At 70.0% G+C, this 21,143-nt stretch carries 17 protein-coding genes and 1 riboswitch; of the genes, 10 read left to right on the forward strand and 7 right to left on the reverse strand.

Annotated elements, in window-relative coordinates:
• The first annotated feature begins 8 nt into the window (after nt 1-8).
• On the forward strand, nt 9-3,089 hold the full coding sequence (locus RF637_RS06685; RefSeq protein WP_367402952.1) for a hypothetical protein: 3,081 nt from the start codon (nt 9-11) through the stop codon (nt 3,087-3,089).
• Between the two features lie 266 nt (nt 3,090-3,355).
• Nucleotides 3,356-4,030: a BCCT family transporter gene (locus RF637_RS06690; RefSeq protein ID WP_368844437.1), complete on the forward strand. Its 675-nt coding sequence runs from the start codon at nt 3,356-3,358 to the stop codon at nt 4,028-4,030.
• Nucleotides 4,031-4,144: 114 nt separating this feature from the next.
• On the opposite strand, the gene RF637_RS06695 is transcribed toward RF637_RS06690, so the two are convergent.
• Together RF637_RS06695 and RF637_RS06700 are read right to left on the reverse strand one after the other, a co-directional pair.
• Nucleotides 4,145-4,423, reverse strand: coding sequence for a hypothetical protein (locus tag RF637_RS06695; RefSeq protein WP_035963768.1), 279 nt, complete (start codon nt 4,421-4,423; stop codon nt 4,145-4,147).
• Between the two features lie 20 nt (nt 4,424-4,443).
• Nucleotides 4,444-4,586, reverse strand: a riboswitch (SAM riboswitch).
• Between the two features lie 111 nt (nt 4,587-4,697).
• Nucleotides 4,698-5,861, reverse strand: a complete 1,164-nt coding sequence (locus RF637_RS06700; RefSeq protein WP_368835713.1) for a glycosyltransferase family 4 protein — start codon at nt 5,859-5,861, stop codon at nt 4,698-4,700.
• Between the two features lie 118 nt (nt 5,862-5,979).
• Between RF637_RS06700 and RF637_RS06705 the strand changes: the two genes are divergently transcribed.
• Entirely contained in the window at nt 5,980-7,776 is a 1,797-nt protein-coding gene (locus tag RF637_RS06705; RefSeq protein ID WP_368844438.1) for a DUF6350 family protein, read from the forward strand.
• A 110-nt stretch (nt 7,777-7,886) separates the two neighbouring features.
• Here RF637_RS06705 and RF637_RS06710 read toward each other — a convergent pair whose 3' ends face one another.
• Nucleotides 7,887-8,600, reverse strand: a complete 714-nt coding sequence (locus RF637_RS06710; RefSeq protein WP_368844439.1) for a DUF308 domain-containing protein — start codon at nt 8,598-8,600, stop codon at nt 7,887-7,889.
• A 96-nt stretch (nt 8,601-8,696) separates the two neighbouring features.
• On the opposite strand from RF637_RS06710, the gene purN reads away from it, so the two are divergent.
• Complete coding sequence (purN, locus tag RF637_RS06715) at nt 8,697-9,290, forward strand: phosphoribosylglycinamide formyltransferase (RefSeq protein ID WP_085107030.1); 594 nt, start codon at nt 8,697-8,699, stop codon at nt 9,288-9,290.
• Between the two features lie 57 nt (nt 9,291-9,347).
• The gene (gene purH, locus RF637_RS06720) at nt 9,348-10,958 is read left to right on the forward strand and encodes a bifunctional phosphoribosylaminoimidazolecarboxamide formyltransferase/IMP cyclohydrolase (protein ID WP_368844440.1); all 1,611 of its coding nucleotides are present in this window, start codon (nt 9,348-9,350) and stop codon (nt 10,956-10,958) included.
• A 146-nt stretch (nt 10,959-11,104) separates the two neighbouring features.
• Here the strand turns inward: purH and RF637_RS06725 are convergent, their stop codons facing one another.
• Both RF637_RS06725 and RF637_RS06730 read right to left on the reverse strand, forming a co-directional pair.
• Complete coding sequence (locus tag RF637_RS06725) at nt 11,105-11,665, reverse strand: gamma carbonic anhydrase family protein (RefSeq protein WP_368844441.1); 561 nt, start codon at nt 11,663-11,665, stop codon at nt 11,105-11,107.
• Nucleotides 11,666-11,820: 155 nt separating this feature from the next.
• Nucleotides 11,821-15,177, reverse strand: a complete 3,357-nt coding sequence (locus tag RF637_RS06730) for a beta-phosphoglucomutase family hydrolase (RefSeq protein WP_368844442.1) — start codon at nt 15,175-15,177, stop codon at nt 11,821-11,823.
• Nucleotides 15,178-15,483: 306 nt separating this feature from the next.
• Here RF637_RS06730 and glyA point away from each other — a divergent pair, with 306 nt between their 5' ends.
• A complete protein-coding gene (glyA, locus tag RF637_RS06735; RefSeq protein WP_085107027.1) occupies nt 15,484-16,770 on the forward strand; it encodes a serine hydroxymethyltransferase in 1,287 nt (428 codons plus the stop codon).
• Between the two features lies 1 nt (nt 16,771).
• Nucleotides 16,772-17,659 carry a bifunctional methylenetetrahydrofolate dehydrogenase/methenyltetrahydrofolate cyclohydrolase gene (locus RF637_RS06740; protein ID WP_368844443.1) on the forward strand — a complete coding sequence of 296 codons (888 nt, stop codon included), beginning with the start codon at nt 16,772-16,774 and terminating at the stop codon, nt 17,657-17,659.
• A gap of 152 nt (nt 17,660-17,811) precedes the next feature.
• On the opposite strand, the gene RF637_RS06745 is transcribed toward RF637_RS06740, so the two are convergent.
• Both RF637_RS06745 and RF637_RS06750 read right to left on the reverse strand, forming a co-directional pair.
• Nucleotides 17,812-17,994: a hypothetical protein gene (locus RF637_RS06745; RefSeq protein ID WP_206069147.1), complete on the reverse strand. Its 183-nt coding sequence runs from the start codon at nt 17,992-17,994 to the stop codon at nt 17,812-17,814.
• Entirely contained in the window at nt 17,967-18,461 is a 495-nt protein-coding gene (locus RF637_RS06750) for an MFS transporter (RefSeq protein ID WP_240505684.1), read from the reverse strand. The genes RF637_RS06745 and RF637_RS06750 overlap by 28 nt, the downstream gene beginning before the upstream one ends.
• Before the next feature lie 120 nt (nt 18,462-18,581).
• Here RF637_RS06750 and RF637_RS06755 point away from each other — a divergent pair, with 120 nt between their 5' ends.
• From RF637_RS06755 to trpS, 3 genes are read left to right on the forward strand one after another with little or no spacing between them, the layout of a single operon-like run.
• Entirely contained in the window at nt 18,582-19,115 is a 534-nt protein-coding gene (locus RF637_RS06755; protein WP_064847185.1) for a hypothetical protein, read from the forward strand.
• Nucleotides 19,116-19,150: 35 nt separating this feature from the next.
• Nucleotides 19,151-19,990, forward strand: coding sequence for an exodeoxyribonuclease III (locus RF637_RS06760; protein WP_064847184.1), 840 nt, complete (start codon nt 19,151-19,153; stop codon nt 19,988-19,990).
• A gap of 58 nt (nt 19,991-20,048) precedes the next feature.
• A complete protein-coding gene (trpS, locus tag RF637_RS06765) occupies nt 20,049-21,107 on the forward strand; it encodes a tryptophan--tRNA ligase (RefSeq protein WP_368844444.1) in 1,059 nt (352 codons plus the stop codon).
• Nucleotides 21,108-21,143: the final 36 nt, after the last annotated feature.

Here is a 21,143-nt window from a genome sequence, read left to right on the forward strand (position 1 = left end):
ACCACGCAATGGCATCCGGACCCCGGGAAGTCGAGTACCTGCGCTGGAACGACGCCGTGGCGCGGGCATTCTTCGGCCCCAGGAGGGCCGGGGAACTGGTCCACCTGGACCTGGACGAGAAGATGCTCGAACAGATCGGCTCGGAATTCGGCCTGGACGGCCCGGCCACGCTGCGTGCGCTCGCCGACTCCGTGACGCCGCTGCTCGTGACGGACGGCTCCCGCCGGTCCGTGTTCGACGCGTTCAACAAGCTCACCGAGGCGTGGTATCGGACGTCCCGGCGCCAGCTCGAGGACCTCACCAGGATCGGCCCGCCGCCCATCGTGGCGCTGTTGGCCCTGTTCGCCCTGGCCGGGCGGCACATGTCCGCGCTCGCGGCGCGCACGGGCAAGAAGTCCGTGTCCACGTTCTACCTGCCGCTCGCGGTGTTGCTGCAAGCGGGCCAGGACAACGTCAAGGCGCTCGAGACCTCGGTGCGCAAGGACTCCGAGACCTACTGGGACGCGCTGCGCTACTGGCTCGAGGCCTTCGACGGCCAACTCGGGTTGCCGTCCGCGTACGCCGTGAACCACCGTCCCGTGGGCCTCGCGCTGTCCCAGACCCTGTTCGGCCCGTCCGAGCTGCGGCATCTGCACCAGATGTTCGAGGACCTCGAACTGACCACGGCGCAGGGGATGAGCGCGGCGGAGCTCGGGATCTACATCGACTTCTGGCTCGACATCGCGGACACCGATGTGTCCAAGAGCCTGCGCAGCATCTGGACCAACCCCCTCACGCGCGATCCCGCGTTGCAGGTCGCGCTCGCCCAGTTGGACGCGTGGGAGTCCGCCCCGGACGACGACGCTGCGGCCGCCGCCCGCGGCACGCGGCACCTGGGCTCGCGCAGTCCCGGGTTGTCCCTCACGGACGGCACGGACTACGTGGGCAACCCCATCTACGAACTCGGTTTCGTGGTGCCCAAGCGGCTGGTGCCCGGTCGCGAGGTGGATCTCGCGACCACGGTCGGCCCGCGCACCATGTTCCTGTCCTACATCGGGGACGCGTTCCTGGGGATCTCCGCGTACAACGCCCGCATGACGAGTGACACGCTGCTGTCCGGGCAGCTGCAGATCACCGCGGGGGAGCTCACCCTCACGCGTAATCCGCGGCCCGTGGTGGTCTTCGCCAAGGACGCGTACTCGGACACGTTCATCTCCGTGGACCACGTCCCCGCGGCGTGGCCGTGCCGGATCATGGTGCGCGATCAACCTGAATGGGTGGATCAGATCCGCGCGATCCTGGACGACTCGGCCTCTCCCGACTACCGCGTGGTGGGCCCGGGGGAGAACGGGGTCTGCGAGGGCTGGGTGCTGTTCGACGACGTCCAGGTGCTGCGTGCCGGTGACCCCGCGCTGACCGTCAACGACAACTTCTCGGCCCTGGTACCCCGCCTGGTCCCCGCAATCACCCTGTCCGGCGGGTTGCGGATCCCCGGGGACGTGGACCGGTTCTCGGCCCTGCGGCCCCCGCAGTTGACCGTCACGTCCGACAGCGACGACCCCCTGTCCGTGGAGTGCGAGTGGCGCAACCCGCACTCGTTCAAGCTCATGAGCACCAAGCTCACCGCACCCCGGGTGCCACCGTTCCAGGTGAGCCTGGGCGGTACGGAACTGGCCCGCGAGGACGGCCACCTCAAGCCCAACGACTACACGCTGGTGCTGCGTTCCGGGCGCACCGTGAAGCAGCGCCTCGAGTTCCGCGTGCGGGACAGTTCCTACTACATCACTCAACGCTCCCTGGGCTACGACGGTGAGATGGTCCACGTCGCGGAGGAACCGTTGTGGCCCGTCACCGCGGTGACGCGGGACGAGATCCCGGACGAGTACGTCCAGGGCTCGTTCGACAACATGGACCCCCACGAGGCCACCGTTGACGAGGTCCCCGTGCCCGAGGTCGCCGGGTGGGAGTCCGCCGAGGGGCAGATGTTCCCCGAGCGCAGCAACGAGCTGCCCGAGGCCCCCGACGTGTCCTGCATGGTCACGGGCAAGCACAAAGTGATCCTGCCCCCCATGGATCCCAAGGCCAAGGCGCCGTGGGTGTTCGGGCGCTGCAAGTTCTGCGGGCTCACCAAGCGCTACCCCGGCCGGCTCACCAAGCTCTCGGCGGTGGGTCAGACGGGTTCGGTCGAGGCACTGCAGTTCATCGGTCCGGACGAGGGCGAGTACCCGGGGTCCTGGGCGCCGTTCAAGGACATCCTCACGTTCTTGGGTGGCGGCAAGCGGTCGAGCCTGTCCATCGTGGCGCGCCAGCTCGAGGACTCCGAGCGCTTCGAGGAATGGTTCGTGGGTCACCTGCAGGCCCTCGGTTTCCTGGAGGTGATCCGGGACGAGAACTGGACGGTGCGCCGCTGGCAGGTGTGCTCCCCGGCCCTGACCCAGCTCGTGGACGGCTCCATCCTGCTCACGGGCGGGTGGAAGACCGACCAAGAGGACGCCGTGACGCAGGCGGTCGGGGCCCAGGGTGGTGAGGTCGTGGTGCTGTCCCCGGAGGACCACGCGACCACCATGCTCCAGGATGTGGACCTCGACGCGCTGAGCAAGCTGCTGCCCGAGGGGCTGTGCGACGTGGTCTACGACGCCGGGCCCGTCATGCTCGACACCCTGCCCCCGTTGTCCTCGGTCGTCGCCGGGCTGCCCCTGAAGGAGATGCAGTACAACGGGGTTGCGGAACGCTTCGTGCCCGCGGACGCCACGTGGGAGGCCACGGACGACCGCAACCAGGCGGGGCTGTACCGGATCAACCACCACCACAAGACGCGCTACGCCTACCGCACCGCGGAGGACGTGGTCTCGGGTCACGCCCGTCCCGTGTCCTCGGGGCTCGGCAAGCACCTCGCGGCGCGGGACACCGGCACGGCGTTGGTCAGCTACGATCCCGAGCTGCGGTTGCTCTCCGTGCCCATCGGTGCCGCCCTGCCGGGGCTGTACGCGCGCGCCACGGTGCTGTGCTCGGGGCTGCTGCCCACGCTCGTGGACGAGGACTTCTCCCTGAACTACGGGGACGTCTCCGAGGAGTTCGCGAGCGCCCTCGTGGCCAAGCTGCTGGGCTGACAGTGCCGCCCCGGGCGAACGGGGGGTGTGCTCGTGGGGCCGCGCGGCTGCATTCGGCTGCTGCGCGGCCCTCCCCTACAGTGAGGTGGCGTGCCATGACTAACGGCTGGTAGTAAGGCGCCTCAACCCCGGGTCGTCCGACGTCCGACCCGCATCCCCGACGTGACCACACACGATTCCTCGTCCATCCGTCACCCACGCCCGGGCTCGTCGCCCGTCGCGGATCCGCCCGCCCCGTCCGGGCCCCTCGCTCTGCGCCACCCCGGTTGCCCGTCAACTGGCGGGTCTTCGTTGCCGCGGCAACCCTGCTTGTCTCGCCGTCCGCCTGGGCCACGGAGGCACCCGAGCACGCCGACGCCGTGATCGGCGGCGTGGTCGCGTGGGTCGCCTCCCGGCTGGGGTGGTTCTACATCCTCACGGCCGCTCTCGTGATCGTGTTCGTGATCCTGGTCGCGGACAGCAGGCACGGCACGATCAAGATGGGCCCGGACCACGCGAAACCCCAGTTCAACCTGTTCACGGGGTGGGCCATGTACGCCCTGATGGGCATGGCATTCGGCTACTTCGCCTACCGCTTCGGCATGCCGCTGAGCATCCGCTCCGCTCTCTACCCCCTGATCGGGTGCCGGATCCACGGTGCCGCCGGCGACGCCGTGGACACCGCGGCGCTGCTCGGGACCATCTTTGGGGTGGACAAGGGCACCCGGCGGCTTTCCGAGCTGAACATCATCCTGGCGATCGGGCTCATGCTGTACGTGCTCATCACCGGGCGCACGGCGTTCCTGCTGGATGCGATCGTCAAGGGCGTGAGCGGATTGCGCGTGGCAGACGCCTCGGTGATATCCGAGCTCGTGACGGTGAACCCGAAGATCACGGTCTTCATGATCGGTGAACGCGCCGCCGAGCTGATCGCCCAGGACCGGGACGCGACCGCCCGGTGAGCACGGCCGCCAAGAACCGAGCAGGCTGAGAACATGGGTGTGGCCCGGGTCCGTCCGGACCCGGGCCACACCCGACCGTGGAGTTCGCGGTCGCGGGGACCGTGCTCGCGAGGACTACGCGGGCAAGGGCTCCAGCTTGTAGAAGGACACCCCGCCGGTCACCCGGGACGCCCCGGGGACCAGGAGTCTGCTGTACTTGGCGCACCACTGGCCGCGCCCCCGTGTGTGCTGTGCGGCGAGTGCGACCTCACGGGCGTCGTCCGCGAAGTACTCGTGCTCGTGACCGTCCGATCCCGTGATGGACACCACGTGCCGGGCGGGGTCCGCCTGAACGGTGACGTCCACCCACTGTTCGCGGGTGTCGGGGTGGGATTTCTGGGTTGTCGTGTTCATGATGTCGGGCCTCTGATTTTTCCGGTCGCTTGCCGGAACCACACGTGTGGCCCCGGCCGCTTCGTCATCCAATCCACCCCTGAACCGAGGGTTGGCGTACGCCGAGTTGGAGCTCTGGGCGCGCGGTGACGTCCTTGTCGTTGCGCGGGCGCATCTCGTGAAGCTGATTCGAGCCTATCCGTGGATTCGGGGGACCAGCCAGGCGCGGACCGAGAATGTCATCAAAACTTAATCAAGCTTCTGTTGAGTAACATCTGGCACCCGGCGGCGTTTCTCACGGGGTGCGCAGGCCGGCCCCGCGCGTACCGCGCATCCGGGAGGTGACCGTGCGAGCGCGCTCGTAGTGGCCCAGCAACTGCTCGCACACGGCACCCCACGTGCGCTCCTGCACGCACTGGTGGGCGGTGCGCGCGAAGGCGAGGCGTTTGGCGTCGTCGCCCGCGAGGTCCCGGACGCGCTCGCGCAACCCGGCCAGGTCACCCGGGGCGTAGAGCCACCCGTTACGCGAAGAGTCCACGAGGTCCAGGGGGCCGCCGCGGCCCACGGCCACCACTGGGACCCCGGAGGCCATGGCTTCCTGGATGGTCTGGCAGAACGTCTCGTGCTCACCGGGGTGCACGAACACGTCCAGCGACGCCATGGCCGTGGCGAGTTCGGTGCCCGTGAGGAAGCCCTCGAAGTGCGCGTTGGGCAATACCGAGCGCAGCGACTCCTTCCCGGGGCCGGAACCGATGATCACGAGCCGGGTGTCCGGCAGGGCGTCGATCGCGGCGAGGTCCGCGACCTGCTTCTCGGGGGCCAACCGCCCCACGTATCCCACGAGTCGCTTGCCGCCGCCCACGCGCTCGCGCCACGCGTGATCGCGCAGCGCGGGACGGAACCGGCTCGTGTCCACTCCGCGGCGCCACATGTGCACCCGCTGGACGCCATGCTCGTGGAGTTGGCTGATCGACGCCGTGGAGGGAGCGAGCGTGAGGGTCGCACTGTTGTGCATCGCACGCACGTGGGACCACATGGCGGTCTCCAGCACGGATGCACCGTAGCGTGCGGCGTAACCGGGCACGTCCGTCTGGTACACGGCCACGCACGGCAGACCCAAACCCTTGGCGGCCTGGATGGCCTGCCACCCGAGCACGAACGGGGACGCCACGTGCACCACGTCCGGGGCGAAGCGGGCCAGGATGCGCTGCATGCGACTCACGGTGCAGCTCGCCACGCGGACCTCGGGATAGCCCGCGAGCGGCAGGGACGGGATGCGCTCGATCCGTACGCCGTCCACGTGGTCCACCGAGCCCAGGAACAGGGTCTTCTCGTAGGAGGGGGCGATCACCATGGCCTCGTGCCCGTGATCCCGCAGGTGTTCCAGGACGCGGATCACCGAATGAGTGACACCGTTGACGTGGGGGAGGAACTGTTCGGCCACCAATGCAATTCTCACGGTTCCCACTGTGGGCCCGGCGCCTCACGGGGGAGTCACCCGGGGGTGGCCCGCAGGTGAAGTCCGGGCTAACTTCGCTGCCCGTGGTGCGCGGGTGAACGTGAAAAGATGTCCGGTGATGAAACTTCCCTCACTGCCCGGCGTGGTCTCGGGCGTACGCGACCGCTTCACGTCGCACGGTTCGTCCCCCGTGCGCGCCGCCGACGTGCCCCGCCCCGAACCGGACGACTCCCCGGGACTGCCCATGCCGCTCGCGCTGCAGGGCGTGATCGAGCTGCTCGCGGTGGCCGTGGTGGGCCTGTTGCTGGGCACCGTGCTCCTGGGTGCGGTATGGGCTGCGGGGGGCTTCGCGACCATGGGCGCGGGCGGGAGCCTGCAGCTCGCCGGTCAGGTCTGGTTGCTCGCGCACTGCGTGCCTCTCACGATCCAAGCCATCCAGGGCCTGTCGCTGGACGGTGGCGGGACGGTCACGCTCGTGCCTCTAGGGCTCACGCTGATCCCGTTCGGCCTCGCGGTGATCGCGGGCCGCCGGATCGCCCGGGCGTGCTGGCGCGGTCAGTTCCTGATCCCGTTCTTCGCCGGGATGCTCGCGTACGCGCTCTTCGGGGCCCTCGTGGGCTGGCTCAGCCGCACCGAACAAGTCTCGGTGGACCTCGTGGCGGCCGCCCTGTTGCCCCTGGTCCCGGCCGGGTTGGGCACCCTCGTGGGCGGGTGGAGCGCTTCGCGCTCGCTCGCCGCGGTGCTCGGGGCCGACGTCGCGTCCTGGTTGCAGCGCACGAGCCAGCACTCACGCTGGGCCGGTTCCTACGTGTGGGCCGTGATCCGCGCCGGTTTCCTCGCCGCGGTCACCGCTGTGGCGGCCGGTGCCCTGTTGTTCGTGGTGGCGCTCGCGTGGAACTGGGACCGCGTGATCACGGTCTACCAGGACCTCGGTACCGGCGCTGCGGGGGACACCGCCCTGACGGCACTGCAGTTCGGGTACCTGCCCAACATGGTCGTGTGGGCGCTCACGTGGGCCACCGGTGCCGGCTTCTCGCTGGGCACCGGGACCCTGGTGTCGCCGTTCCAGAGCACGCTGGGACCGCTGCCGCAGTTCCCGGCGCTCGCCGCGCTGCCCACCGGTGACCCGTGGCTGTACGCCCCTGCGGTCCTGGGGTTGCCCGTGCTCGCGGGTCTGCTCGCGGGGTGGTGGTTCTGCCGCGAGGGTGAGAACCACCTGGACGACTGGATGGCCATCCGCCTGCCCCTGCGCTGGATCACGTTCGTGCTCTCCACCGTGCTCACGGCGGTGTTCATGGCCGTGGTGGGGGCGGGCCTCGTGACCGCGCTCGCGTGGCTCTCCAGCGGTTCGCTGGGCATCGGCAGGCTCACGGACATCGGCCCGCACGCGTGGCACGTGTTCCTGTGGCTCGGTGCCGAACTCGCGGTGGGCGCCACCGTGGGGTGCTTGGCCGGGCCCTGGCTCGAACGCGAGGGCTACCGTTCCCGCTCCCGCGCCGAGGCGGACGAGCTCCCCGAGTCGGATTCCCCGGCCCCGGAGGACGACGCCGCTGTGGCCCACCACGACGCCCTGCCCGCCGCTGGCGCCGCGCACGGTTCCCGCTCGGCTTCCGGCCCCGGCGCCGGGCAGGATGCTCGCACGGCACCCGGTGGCCGTCCTGGATCCGGGGCGGCCGTCCCGGACGGCGAGGTCACGGCTCGGGATGTCCGGGGTCTGTTCCGGGGCCGCGCGTCGCGCGCTGCCGCCGAGCCCGAGTGGGAGTCCCAGCCCCGCGGCGGGTCCACGGCCGTGGGACGATCGGCAGACGAACCGGGACTGTCCCGCCGTGAGGAGGCCAAGCGTCGTCGTGCGCAGCGCAGGTCCGAGAAGCGCAAGGCCGCGCGGCTGGCCGCCCTCGACGACGAGCGGGACTGAGACGACGATGAACCGCTCCTGGCGCCGACGGGCTCGGGCGTCCCAGGACGTGGGACTGGGCCGATGACGAACCGCTCCCGATAGCAATGGACTCGCTGGGAGCGGGCGTCTCAGGACCCGGGACCGGCGGAGGTCGGCGAGGTCGCTCCCGGTGTAGCACTCCCCGAAGGGGCAGGGTTCGAGGCGCTCGGCGTGGGCGTGACAAGGGAGGCCTCAGGCGTGGCGGTGGCCGTCGGATCGTCCTGCGGCGCACCCGTCTCGAGGGGAGCACCCGAGAAATGCTTCCACACGTTGTCGCTGAGCTGTTGCTCGCACCGGCTGGTCGAGGACAGCGTGAGGGCCCGCTCGGTGCATTCCTGGTAGACCTGGGTGGCCGGCCACACGAGCAATCGGGTGCCACCGCCCAGCGCATTGATCACACCCCACACGATGGCCAACACCGCGAGCACCGTGATCAGGACCCGTGAGGACGAACCGCGGGAGCGCGCGAGCGCGATGATGCCCAGCACGATCCCGGCGATGGCGAGTACGAGCCCCGCCACGGTGGACCACACGTCACCCACCACGAGTGCGGAGGCGAGCACCGCGAGGGCCGCGGCCACCGCGGCGAACCGGAGCCGAGCGCCATCAGAGGGGTCCCCGGACTGGGGGCCGCGAGGTGAGGGCTTCTCACCGCGCGGGTCGCCGGCGTGCGGGCCACGGTGCTGCGGGCCGCCGGAGTGCGGTCCCCCTGAGTGGGAACCCCCGGAAGGGGTGCCGCCGGAGGTCGAACCCATCGAGTGCGTGGCGTGGGGCGGCGTGCTCCGGTGGCGGGAATCGTGCATACCCACCACTGTAGGCGAGCCGATGGACCGAGCAGCGCCGCGGGTGCGGCACCGCCGCGGCGCCATCGAGGCAGCCTCGCTGGATAGAGTGGGCCCATGCGTTTAGTGGTTCTGGTCTCGGGCTCCGGTACGAATTTGCAGGCGATGATCGACGCCCTGCACCAGGGGGACGTGGAGGTGGATATCGCCGCCGTGGGTGCGGACCTGGAGTGCGCCGGTCTGGACCGGGCGCGCGCCGCGGGCATCGACACCTTCGTGGTGCCGCTGTCCGAGTACCCGGACCGGGAGCAGTGGAACCGTGCGCTGCAACGACGCGTGGCGTCCTACCACCCCGACCGCGTGGTGTTCGCCGGGTTCATGCGGATCGTGGACGCGGAGTTCGTGTCCGTGTTCCCGCGCCGGATCATCAACACGCACCCGTCCTTGTTGCCGTCCTTCCCCGGTGCCCATGCCGTGCGGGACGCCCTGGCCTACGGCGTGAAGGTCACGGGCGCCACGGTGCACGAGGTTGTCGCGGACGTGGACGCCGGACCCATCCTGGCCCAGGTCGCGGTCCCCGTGGCCGAGGACGATACCGAGGCCGTGCTGCACGAGCGGATCAAATCCGCCGAGCGCACCCTGCTCGTCAACGCGCTGGCGAAACTGAGCTGGGACGTCACGAGCACCGACCCCGATCTGCCCCGGTCGTAGACTGAACCGGGCTCCGGCCCGCCTACCGTCCGTACCCTCGTCCCCACTGGAGAGCTCGTGAACACTGCCGACCTGAACCGTGTGCCGCTCAAGCGCGCACTGATCTCCGTGTACGACAAGACCGGTCTGGAGGAGCTCGCGCGAGGGCTCCACGACGCCGGCGTGAGCATCGTCTCGACCGGTTCCACAGCCGGGACCATCCGCGGCGCGGGGGTCCCCGTGACCGAGGTCTCCGAGGTCACCGGGTTCCAGGAGTGCCTGGACGGGCGGGTCAAGACCCTGCACCCGCGCGTGCACTCGGGAATCCTCGCGGACCGGCGCAAGCAGGAACACATGGATCAGCTCACCGAGCTCGAGATCGAGCCGTTCGACCTGGTGATCGTGAACCTCTACCCGTTCCAGGACACCGTGCGCTCGGGTGCGGAGCAGGACGCCGTGGTGGAGCAGATCGACATCGGTGGTCCGTCCATGGTGCGCGCGGCCGCCAAGAACCACGCCGCGGTCTCCGTGGTCGTGGATCCCGCCGGTTACCCGGACGTGGTGCGCGCGGCCCAGGAGGGCGGTTACGACCTCGCGGCCCGGCAGAAGCTCGCGGCGGCGGCGTTCGCCCACACCGCGGCCTACGACACCGCCGTGGCCACGTGGACCGCCCAGCAGTTCGACCACGACCCCGAGGCGAACTTCTGGCCCCCGTACGCGGGTCTCGCGCTGCAGCGCGCGGAGTCCCTGCGCTACGGCGAGAACCCGCACCAGAAGGCCGCGCTCTACACGAACGACGCCGCGGCGCCCGGGATCGCGCAGGCCGAGCAGTTGCACGGCAAGGCGATGTCCTACAACAACTACGTGGACGCGGACGCCGCCGTCCGCGCCGCATTCGACTACGACGAGCCCGCCGTGGCCGTGGTCAAGCACAACAACCCGTGCGGCGTGGCCGTGGCCACCCCCGGCGCGCAGGACCCCATTGCGGACGCCCACCTCAAGGCCCACGCGTGCGACCCGCTCTCCGCGTACGGCGGTGTCGTGGCGGCCAACCGCACGGTCACGGCGGACATGGCCCGCAACCTCAAGCCCATCTTCACCGAGGTGGTCGTGGCCCCCGAGTTCGAGCCGGAGGCGCTCGAGATCCTCGGGGCCAAGAAGAACATCCGCCTGCTCGCGCTGCCCGAGGGCTTCGGCCGCGATCCCCTGGAGTACCGCGGGGTCTCCGGCGGCGCACTGTTCCAGCAGGCCGACCGCCTCGACGCCGAGGGCGACGACCCTGCCGACTGGGCCCTGGTCTCGGGTGACGCCGCGGACGAGAAGACCCTGGCGGACCTCGAGTTCGCATGGCGTTCCCTGCGAGCCGTGAAGTCCAACGCGATCCTGCTCGCGAACGACGGTGCCTCGGTGGGCATCGGCATGGGCCAGGTCAACCGCGTGGACTCGTGCCGCCTGTCCGTGGAGCGGGCGAACACGCTCGCCGAGGATCACACCGAACGTGCCCGCGGTGCGGTCGCGGCGTCGGACGCGTTCTTCCCGTTCGCGGACGGGTTGCAGGTGCTACTGGACGCGGGCGTGCGCGCCGTGGTGCAGCCGGGCGGTTCCATCCGTGACGAGGAGGTCATCGAGGCGGCCCAGGCCGCGGGCGTGACCATGTACCTCACGGGGGCGCGGCACTTCTTCCACTGAGCGGCATCCACCGAGCCGCATCCACTGGGCGACACTCACTGAGCCGCTCCCGCCGGGCTACCGCGGTTTCACCCGGCGTACGACGACGCGCGGTCCCGGGCTTCCGGGGCCGCGCGTCGTCGTGTGTTGCGGTTGTCCAGGCGGGCTCAGGAGAACATGGCGCGGTGTTCCCGGGAGAGCTCGATGTAGTTCTGGGCGTTGCGACTCACGGCATGCTGCTCGTCCACGGACAGCTCCCGCCGGACCTTGCCCGGGACCCCGGCCACGAGGGAACCGGGCGGGATGCGTTCGCCCTCGAGTACCACGGTCCCGGCGGCGATCAGGCTCCCGCGGCCCACCACGGCGCCGTTGAGCACGGTGGCGTTCATCCCCACGAGGACGTCGTCCTCCAGGACGCACCCGTGGATGACCGCGTTGTGGCCCACGCTCACGCGCTCGCCGATGGTCGTGGGGTGGTCCGGGTCCGAGTGCACCGTGACGTTGTCTTGCAGGTTGGAGTTCGTCCCGATCCGCAGGGGGGAGCGGTCACCGCGCACCACGGCGCCGTAGAAGATGCCCGCCCCAGCACCCACCACCACGTCACCCACGATCGTGGCGTTGGGTGCCACGAAAGCGGAGCGGGCCACGGAGGGCCGGTGCTGACCGTAGGGCAGGATCAGGGGGTCGCGGGCGGCGTCGGCGCCCGCGGGCTCGGAGAACTGTGTCATGAGCCATAGCATAGTGCGCGCTCGCGCTCGTCACGACGCCGCCGGTAGCCGCCACGCGCCCGGCGCGTGGCCGGGGCTCGGCCCGGTGTGCGCGCGGTCAGCAGGCGCGCCCGAGCCGCGCGGCGTTGTCGTACGGCCACGGTTCGGGGCGGGGCTCAGCCTTCGCCGGCGTCGGAAATGAACCGGCGCCGCAGGGCGGCCATGGCCTTCTCGGGACGCCGGGACTCGCGGTGGCGCAGTGACACCGAGATCTTCTGCCCGCCCTTGAGCACGTACTCGGCGCCGTTGACGTGCACCGTGACCGGATCCGCCTTGACCGAGCTCGCCTCGAGCTCCAGGATGTCGTGGTCCAGCGAGACCTCGATGACCTGACCGCAGTACAGGACCGTGAAGTCCACGGCGTCCAACTCGCGGGGCAGGGCGGGCTGGAACTCGAGCCACTGGCCCCGCACGCGCAGCCCGGCGTACGCGCGGGTGATCACGTCCACCGAACCGGCCATGGCACCCAGGTGGATGCCCTCACCCGTTGTGCCGCCCTGGGTGTCGTCCATGTCGATCATGAGCGCGTCTTGGAACGAACCCCACGAGCGGTCCGGGTCGAGCCACGCGAGCACCGCGGCATTGACCACGCGGGACAGGGACGAACCGTTGGAGGAGCGTGTGATGTAGTGGTCCACGGTGCGCTGGATGGCGTCCAGGTCCGTGGTGTAGCCCATGCGCGCGAGTTCCTCGATCAAACCCTCGGGACCCAGCAGGTACACGAGCATGATCGTGTCCGCCTGCTTGGAGAGCTTGTAGTTGTTGGTCAGGTCGCCCTCGTTCTCGAGCAACAGGTCCAGGCGGCCAATGTTGCGGTACTTGGTGCGGTAGAAGTCCCAGTCCAGTTCGGCGAGTTCGTCGTAGCCCTCGAACTGCGCGATCGTGCCGTCCGCGTTGAACGGGACGTACATGTTCTCGGCCATCTTGAGCCACTTCTGGACCTCCTGCGGGGAGATCTCAAAGCGGGACTCCAGGTCCTCGCGCTGGTGCTCGACCATGTCGTGGAAGATGTGGGCCGAGTGACGGAACAGCCAGGACGTAAGCACGTTGGTGTAGGCGTTGTCCTTGAGCCCGCCACCGTGCTGGCCCGCGGGGCCGTCGTGGTACTCGTCGGGGCCCATGACACCGGAGATGTGGTACTTGCCGTCGTGCGAGTCGTACTCCGCGAGGGACGCGAACAGGCGGGTGATTCCCACGATCAGCTCGGTCCCGTGGCTGGAGAGCCAGTCAATGTCCCCGGTGGACTCGTAGTACACCCACGCGTTGTAAGCGATCGCCAGGCCCACGTGGAACTGGCGCCACGAGTTGTCCGGCAGCCAGCGCCGGGAGTGGTGGTTGTACAGCTCGGGCGGGGTCTCCTCGCGCCCGTCGGAACCGGACTGCCACGGGAAGGCCGCGCCGTAGAGACCGAAGTCCCGGGCATGCTGTTGGGCCATAGCCAGGCGCCGCCACCGGTAGGAGAGCAGGGACCGGGTCACGTGCGGCTGACGCATGTTGATCACGGGCAGGATGAACAGCTCGTCCCAGAAGATGTGGCCGCGGTAGCCCTCACCATGCAGACCGCGGGCGGGGATGCCTGCGTCCCGCAGGGACAGGTGGGGGGCCAGGGTCTGGGCCGCGTGGAACAGGTGGGTGCGCACTGCGAGCTGGGTGGCCACGTGCTCGGGGGTGTCCTCCGCGGCCTCCAGGGTGACCTCGTAGCGGTCCCACAACCGGGCCCACTCGATCTCGTGAGAGGCCAGCAGCTTACGCACCCCGAACGGCGTGCGGTTCAGCTCGGCGAGCGCTCCCTCGCGGGGGGAACCGATCGCGGCGTCGCGGCTCGTGACCACCGCGGTCGTGCTGTCCACGAGCACGGGGTTGTGCGGGTCGATCTGCACCGTGTAGCGGCGGAACTCGATCCCGCCGGGGCGCACCTCGCGGCGCTCGCGCACGGGGGTTTCCGACTCGATGCGCGTGCGCTGGGCCATCGCGATCTCGATTTTGGACTGGGAGGTGCGCACGAGGGACAGCAGGGTCTCGTGCTCGTCCGGCAGGGTCGTGGACTCGAGCAGCGCGAGGTGGTGGGCGTTGAGTTCCCGGTACTCGGCCACGCCGCTGTTGGTCACGGCGGGGTCCACACCGGTGCGCACGTGCAACCGCCCGCTGAATCCACGCGAGACGATCCGGGTCTCCTGGGCGCCCAGGTGGCGGTAGCGCAGGGACACCAGGCGGCGCTGGGTGATCTCCAGGCTGCGCGGGGGTTGGTCCGCGCCGGGGTCCTCGTCCGCTTCCGTGAGCACGAGCGTGCGGGTCAGCAGACCGCGGCGCAGGTCCAGTTCCACGCGTTCCTCGGAGGGCTTCATTCCGCCCTCGGACCACCACTGGCCCTCCGCGAAACGCAGGTCCAGGTGCAGCCAGTTGGGCACGTTGACCATGGACTCATGTTCCACGTCCCGGCCGTTGATGTGGCTGAGCACCCGGTTGAACACGCCAGCCAGGTAGGTTCCGGGGTAGTGGACGATGTTCGCGGCGAACTCACAGGCCGCGCCGCGCACGCCCATGTAGCCGTTGGCCAGGGTCAGCAGGGCCTCGCGGCGGGGCTCGGTGGCGGGGTCGAAACCGTCGAACACGAGCGCCCACGGGTCGTCCCGGCGCGCGCCCAGGTCCAGCTCGGCGACGTCGTTGAGCACCACGTGGGCGCCCGCGCGGTAGAGCCGTTCCCGGGCACCGTCCCGGTTGATCCCCACGACCAGGCCGAAGTCGCCGGCGGCACCGGCCTGGACGCCGGCCACGGCGTCCTCCACGACGACGCTCTCGCCGGGGGCCACGCCCAGCAGGCGTGCGCACTCGAGGAAGGTGTCCGGGGCGGGCTTGCCCGGCAGGTCGTGCGAGGCGGCCCAATTGCCGTCCACGATGCGGTCGAACAAGTGCTGCAACCCGGCGGCCTCGAGGACCACGGCGCTGTTGCGGCTCGCGGTCACCAGCCCCACGGGCACACCGCCCTCGCGCAGCCGCTCGATCAGGGCCACGGTGCCCGTGAACACGCGCACACCGTGCTCGCGCAGCTCCTCGTGGAAGAAGCCGTCCTTCGCGGCGGCCTGGCCCTGCACGGTCCAGTCACCCGGCTGCGGGTCCTCGTGGCTCTGGGCCTCGGGGAGCATGGTCCCGCGGGCGGCGAGCAACGCGCGGACGCCGTCCTCGCGACGTCGTCCGTCCACGTACGTGCGGTAGTCACCGCCCATGTCGAACGGGCGCCGGTCCACCTCGGTGGCCGGAGCTACGGGCTCGAGGCGGGGATCGGTCAGCAACCGGTCGAAGAGCTTCTGCCACGCGCGGGCGTGCACCCCGGCGGTGTCGGTCACCACACCGTCCATGTCGAAGATCACGGCGGCGTACGGGGTGCGCACCACGTCCACGGGTTCCGGCGGCGACTGGCCGTCGGTGATGCGCGGCATGGAAGCGGTGAACGGGGCGGTGGGAAGAACGTTCACGGCGCGAGATCTCCTAACACGAAGGATCAGGACGTGGGGCGGGACGATGCGAATGCTCGCGCTCGCTGAGCGAGAGCGGCAGCCCGGCTGCGCTGTGACGGCTGCCGCGCGCAGGGGGTACGCACGCGGTACGGGTACACATGCTACCCGCATTCGCTCCCCGGGCGGGACCCGCCCGCCGAGGGCCCGGACGATCCAGAAACTCTACGAGCATCGCCGCGCTCGTGCCCCCGCCGTGCTGAGGCGCAACACCGCGACGCGCGGATATGCTGGAGCGGACCCTCCCGCGCACAAAGAAGGTGGAGCATGACGGAATCCCTGGGACACCCTGTGACCAATCAACCGCTGTCGGAGGTGGACCCGGACGTCGCACGGGCCATCGAGGACGAACTGGGGCGCCAGCGCTCCACGCTCGAGATGATCGCGTCGGAGAACTTCGCGCCGCGTGCCGTGCTCGAGGCGCAGGGCTCGGTGCTCACGAACAAGTACGCGGAGGGCTACCCCGGCCGTCGCTACTACGGCGGTTGCGAGTACGTGGACGTCGTGGAGAACCTCGCTCGTGACCGCGCGTGCGAACTGTTCGGGGCGGATCACGCGAACGTGCAGCCGCACTCGGGCGCCCAGGCGAACACCGCCGTGATGGCCGCGCTCATGCAGCCCGGTGACACCCTCATGGGGTTGTCCCTGGCCCACGGTGGGCACTTGACCCACGGCATGAAGATCAATGTCTCGGGCAAGCTCTACAACATCGCCGCGTACGAGGTGGACCCGGACACCTACCGCATTGACATGGACAAGGTGCGCGAGCAGGCACTGCAGGCCCGGCCGAACGTGATCGTGGCCGGCTGGTCCGCCTACTCGCGCCAGCTGGACTTCGAGGCGTTCCGCTCGATCGCGGACGAGGTGGATGCCAAGCTGTGGGTGGACATGGCCCACTTCGCGGGTCTCGTGGCCGCGGGGCTGCACCCCAACCCGGTGCCCCACGCGCACGTGACCACCTCCACGGTGCACAAGACCCTCGCGGGCCCGCGCTCCGGTGTGATCCTCGCGGAAGCGGACCTCAAGAAGAAGGTCGATTCCGCAGTGTTCCCCGGCCAGCAGGGCGGGCCCCTCATGCACGCGATCGCGGCCAAGGCCGTGGCGTTCAAGATCGCGGCCACCGAGGAGTTCCGCGAGCGCCAGCAGCGCACGATCGAGGGCGCGCAGATCCTCTCCGAGCGGTTGAACTCCCCGGATCTCGCGGAGCACGGTGTGTCCGTGCTGACCGGCGGCACGGACGTGCACCTGGTCCTCGTGGACCTGCGCCACTCCGAGCTGGATGGCAAGCAGGCCGAGGACCTGCTGCACCAGGCGGGGATCACGGTCAACCGCAACGCGGTGCCGTGGGACCCCCGCCCGCCCATGACCACGTCCGGGCTGCGTATCGGGACCCCGGCGCTCGCGACCCGCGGTTTCGGCGCGGGCGAGTTCGAGGAGGTCGCGGACGTGATCGCCGAGGCCCTCAAGCCCGGTGCGGACGTCTCCGTCCTGCGCTCGCGCGTGGACGCCCTGACCGAGCAGTTCCCGCTGTACCCCGGCCTCGAGGAGTGGTGAGATGACGGCCCAGGTCCTCGACGGTAAGGCGACCGCGGCCCGGATCAAGGAAGAACTGACCGAGCGCGTGGCCGCACTGCGCGAGCGGGACGTGGTGCCCGGTCTCGGGACCGTGATCGTGGGCGACGATCCCGCCTCGCACTCGTACGTGGCGGGCAAGCACCGCGACTGCGAGCAGGTGGGGATCGCCTCGATCCGTAAGGAACTGCCCGCGGACGCGTCCCAGGAGGAGCTCGAGCGCGTCATCGACGAGCTCAACGACGATCCCCGGTGCACGGGGTACATCGTGCAGTTGCCCCTGCCGCCGCACATGGACACCAACGCCGTGCTCGAGCGCATCGATCCCGCCAAGGACGCCGACGGGTTGCACCCCACGAACCTGGGGCGGCTGGTGCTCAACGTCAACGAGCCCATCACGTCCCCGCTGCCGTGCACGCCGCACGGGATCGTGGAGCTGCTCATGCGTCACGGGGTGGACCTCGCGGGGCGCCACGTGCTGGTGATCGGCCGCGGTGTGACCGTGGGTCGGCCCATCGGTCTGTTACTGACCCGCCGGGAGATCAACGCGACCGTGACCCTGGCCCACACGGGCACCCGCAACCTGCCCGAGCTGCTCGCGCAAGCGGACGTCGTGGTGGCCGCGGCGGGGCGCCCGCACATGATCGGGGCGGACCAGATCAAGCAGGGTGCCGTCCTGCTCGACGTGGGTGTCTCCCGGGTCGAGGACACGGAGACCGGCAAGAAGAAGCTCACGGGGGACATCGACCCGGCCGCCGCCGAGCGCGCCTCGTGGCTGTCGCCCAACCCCGGGGGCGTGGGTCCCATGACCCGGGCCATGTTGCTCGTCAACGTGGTGGAGTCCTGCGAACGGGCCGCCGAGTCGGCCTGATCCCGTAGCCTTCCGGTCACGACGCCGCGCGGCCGTCTCGTTCGCTCGAGCCGGCCGCGCGTCGTCGTCCCCGGGGTCGTGCGGCACGCGGGCGGCCGTCAAGCCCGGGAGTCCGCGGTCCGAACACGTGCCGGGAACGAGGTGCGCGGGGCTCAGCCCCGGGATGGCTCCTCGGGGGTGCGTCGGCGCATGTCCGCGATCCCGATCCCCATGGCGATCAGCACGATCACAGTGATCACCGCGAAGCTCGCCGTGAACGCGGCATCCCAGTCGGCGCGGGCGAGCACACCGAAGGTCACCGCCGTGATCAGGGCGGTGCCGATCGCGGTGCCCAACCGAACAGCCCGAACGCCTTGGCGCGCTCCCGACCCTGGAAGTACTCCTGGATCATGCCCACCGTCTGGGGGTTGAGCATCCCGGATCCGAGGCCCTGGATCACCCGGCCGATGTTGAGCACCGTGGTGTTGGGCGCGAGACCGCACAACAGCGAGGCCCCCGCGAAGACCGCGATCCCCGCGATGAACAGCTTCCGGCGGCCGAACACGTCCCCCGCGCGGCCGCTGGCCACGAGCAGCACCCCGAACGCGAGCGCGTACCCGGTGAGCACCCACTGGAGTGCCGAGGAACTCGCCCCCAGCTCCTGCTGGATGGAACTCAGGGCCACGTTCACGATCGAGACGCTGATGAGGGACATGAACAGGGGAACGAGCAAGACCCACAGGATGCGGCGTCGTTCGGCGGGGTCCAGGGCGGGGGAGTCGTCCCCGGGGGAGCGCGGAGAGTACGCGGAAGATGTGCTCACCCTCTCTTGATACCCCCTCGGGGCCCGGTTGTGCCGAGGGGCTCGGGCGACGCCGGCGGGTCGGGTCCCCGGGGACCCGCCCGATTCGGTGCGCCCCGCGCGGTTTGAGACAATGGGCTCATGCAGTCGATCGGATCAGCACACACCCGCGCCACCGACTCCCCGGACGCTCCCCGCACCGGACGCACCGCCCTGTGGGGGACGGTGATCGGGCTGGCCGTCCTGGCCGTGATCTTCGCGGTGGCCCTGATCCAGGCCGCCAACTCCAACTCCCTGCTCGGCTGGATCCTCGCGGGGATCGCCCTGGGCTGGCTCATGCTCGCGGTGTGGGCGCTGAGCATGGTGCGCAAGGCCGCGGCGTACGGCCGTGAGCAGGTGCGCCAGGCACAGGAGCAGTTCCAGGCCCAGCACGGCCGCGCTCCCGCCGCCTCGGCGTCCGCCGGTGCGGGTCAGTCCCTGCGGGACGAGAAGCTCGCCCACGGCATGCAGGTGATCCTGGTGCAGTCCAAGGTCGTGAAGGAACAGCTCTCCGGCGCCGAGCCCGATCCTGAGCAGATCCAGCGGGCTCTGGAGACCATCGACATGACCGCGGCCAACGGGCTGCGCAGCCTCAAGGACTCCTCGAAGCCCGTGAGCGGTACGGTGGTGGACTGAAAACCACCCCGTAACGAGCGAGGAGACACAGGCACATGGCGGATTCCCAGCAGACGGTGCGCATTGCCACGGTGAACGTGAACGGCATCCGAGCGGCGTACCGGCGCGGGATGGCGGACTGGCTCGCCCCGCGCGGCGTCGACCTGTTGTGCCTGCAGGAGGTGCGCGCGCCGGACAAGATCACGCGCGAGCTGCTCGACGAGGACGTGTGGGACGTGCGGCACACCGAGGCCGCCGCCAAGGGCCGCGCGGGCGTCGCGATCGCTACGCGCCGCGACGCGTTCGACGGCGCCCTGCTCCCCACCGAGTCCCGCGTGGGCATCGGGGACGAGTACTTCGACGACTCCGGGCGCTGGATCGAGAACGACGTCCGCCTGCCGGACGGCACCACACTGACCCTGGTCTCCGCGTACGTCCACTCCGGCGAGGTGGACACACCCCGCCAGGACGACAAATACCGCTTCCTGGACGCGATGCTCACCCGCATGCCGCAACTGGCCGAGCGCGGCGATCATGCCCTCGTGGTGGGTGACCTCAACGTGGGCCACACCGAGCGGGACATCAAGAACTGGAAGGGCAACGTCAAGAACGCGGGCTTCCTGCCGCAGGAACGGGCGTACTTCGACAAGTTCTTCGGGGACGTGGGCTACGTGGACGTGGCCCGCAGCCTCGCCGGGGACGTCCCCGGGCCCTACACGTGGTGGTCCTACCGCGGCAAGGCGTTCGACACGGACGCCGGGTGGCGCATCGACTACCACATGGCCACCCCCGGGCTCGCCGCGGCCGCCCGGAGTGCCGTCGTGGACCGGGCCGCCGCGTACGACACGCGCTTCTCCGACCACGCCCCGCTCGTGGTGGACTACCGCCTCTCGTGAGGTCCCGCGCGCCGTCGGACGACGACGCCGCTGCCCGCACCGCACCTCCCCGCCTCCCATGACCGAGAACCGAAAGAAGATGTCGACCGTGACCGAACAGAACACCGCCCCGAACCCCACACCCCGCGTGGTGTCGGGCGTGCAGCCCTCCGCGGACTCCCTGCACCTGGGCAACTACGTGGGAGCGCTGCGCAACTGGGTGGACATGCAGGACGACAACGAGTGCGTGTTCTTCGTGGCGGACCTGCACTCGATCACCGCGGGCCAGAACCCGGCCACGATGTCCGAGCGCACCCGGGTCACGGCCGCGCAGTACATCGCCGCGGGCATCGACCCCGAGCGCTCCACGCTGCTCATCCAGTCCCAGGTGCCGGAGCACACGCAGTTGTCATGGGTGCTCAACTGCATCACCGGTTACGGGGAGGCCGCGCGGATGACCCAGTTCAAGGACAAGTCCCTCAAGCAGGGGGCGGAGAACACCACGGTGGGGTTGTTCACCTACCCCGTGCTGATGGCCGCGGACATCCTGGTGTACCAGGCGAACCAGGTCCCGGTGGGGGAGGATCAGCGCCAGCACCTCGAGCTGACCCGCAACCTCGCGCAGCGGTTCAACTCCCGGTTCGGTGAGACGTTCGTGGTCCCGGACGCCAAGATTCTCGAGAACTCCGCGAAGGTCTACGACCTCGCGAACCCCACGGCCAAGATGTCCAAGTCCGCGCCGTCGGATGCCGGGCTCATCCGCCTGCTGGATCCCGCGAAATCCAACGCCAAGAAGATCAAGTCCGCCGTGACGGACGACGGCGCCGAAGTGCGCTTCGACCGCCAGGCCAAGCCGGGGATCTCCAACCTGCTGACCATCTACTCGTCCCTCACGGGCACCCCGGTGGACACCCTCGTGGCCGAGTACGAGGGCAAGATGTACGGCCACCTCAAGGTGGACCTGGCCGAGGTGGTCACCCAGACCCTGGACCCCATCCAGAAGCGCGCCCAGGAACTGCTCGACGATCCCGCCGAGCTGGACCGGCTGCTGGCCCGGGGCGCGCACAAGGCCCGGGAGATCGCGGCCCGCACGGTCACGGACGTCTACGAGCGGATGGGGTTCCTCCCCGGGGTGTGACCCACCGGTCGGGTCCCGGTCGGAATCCCGGCGGTA

The organism is Kocuria sp. CPCC 204721 (genome assembly GCF_040980945.1).
In the GTDB taxonomy this organism is placed as follows: domain Bacteria; phylum Actinomycetota; class Actinomycetes; order Actinomycetales; family Micrococcaceae; genus Kocuria; species Kocuria marina.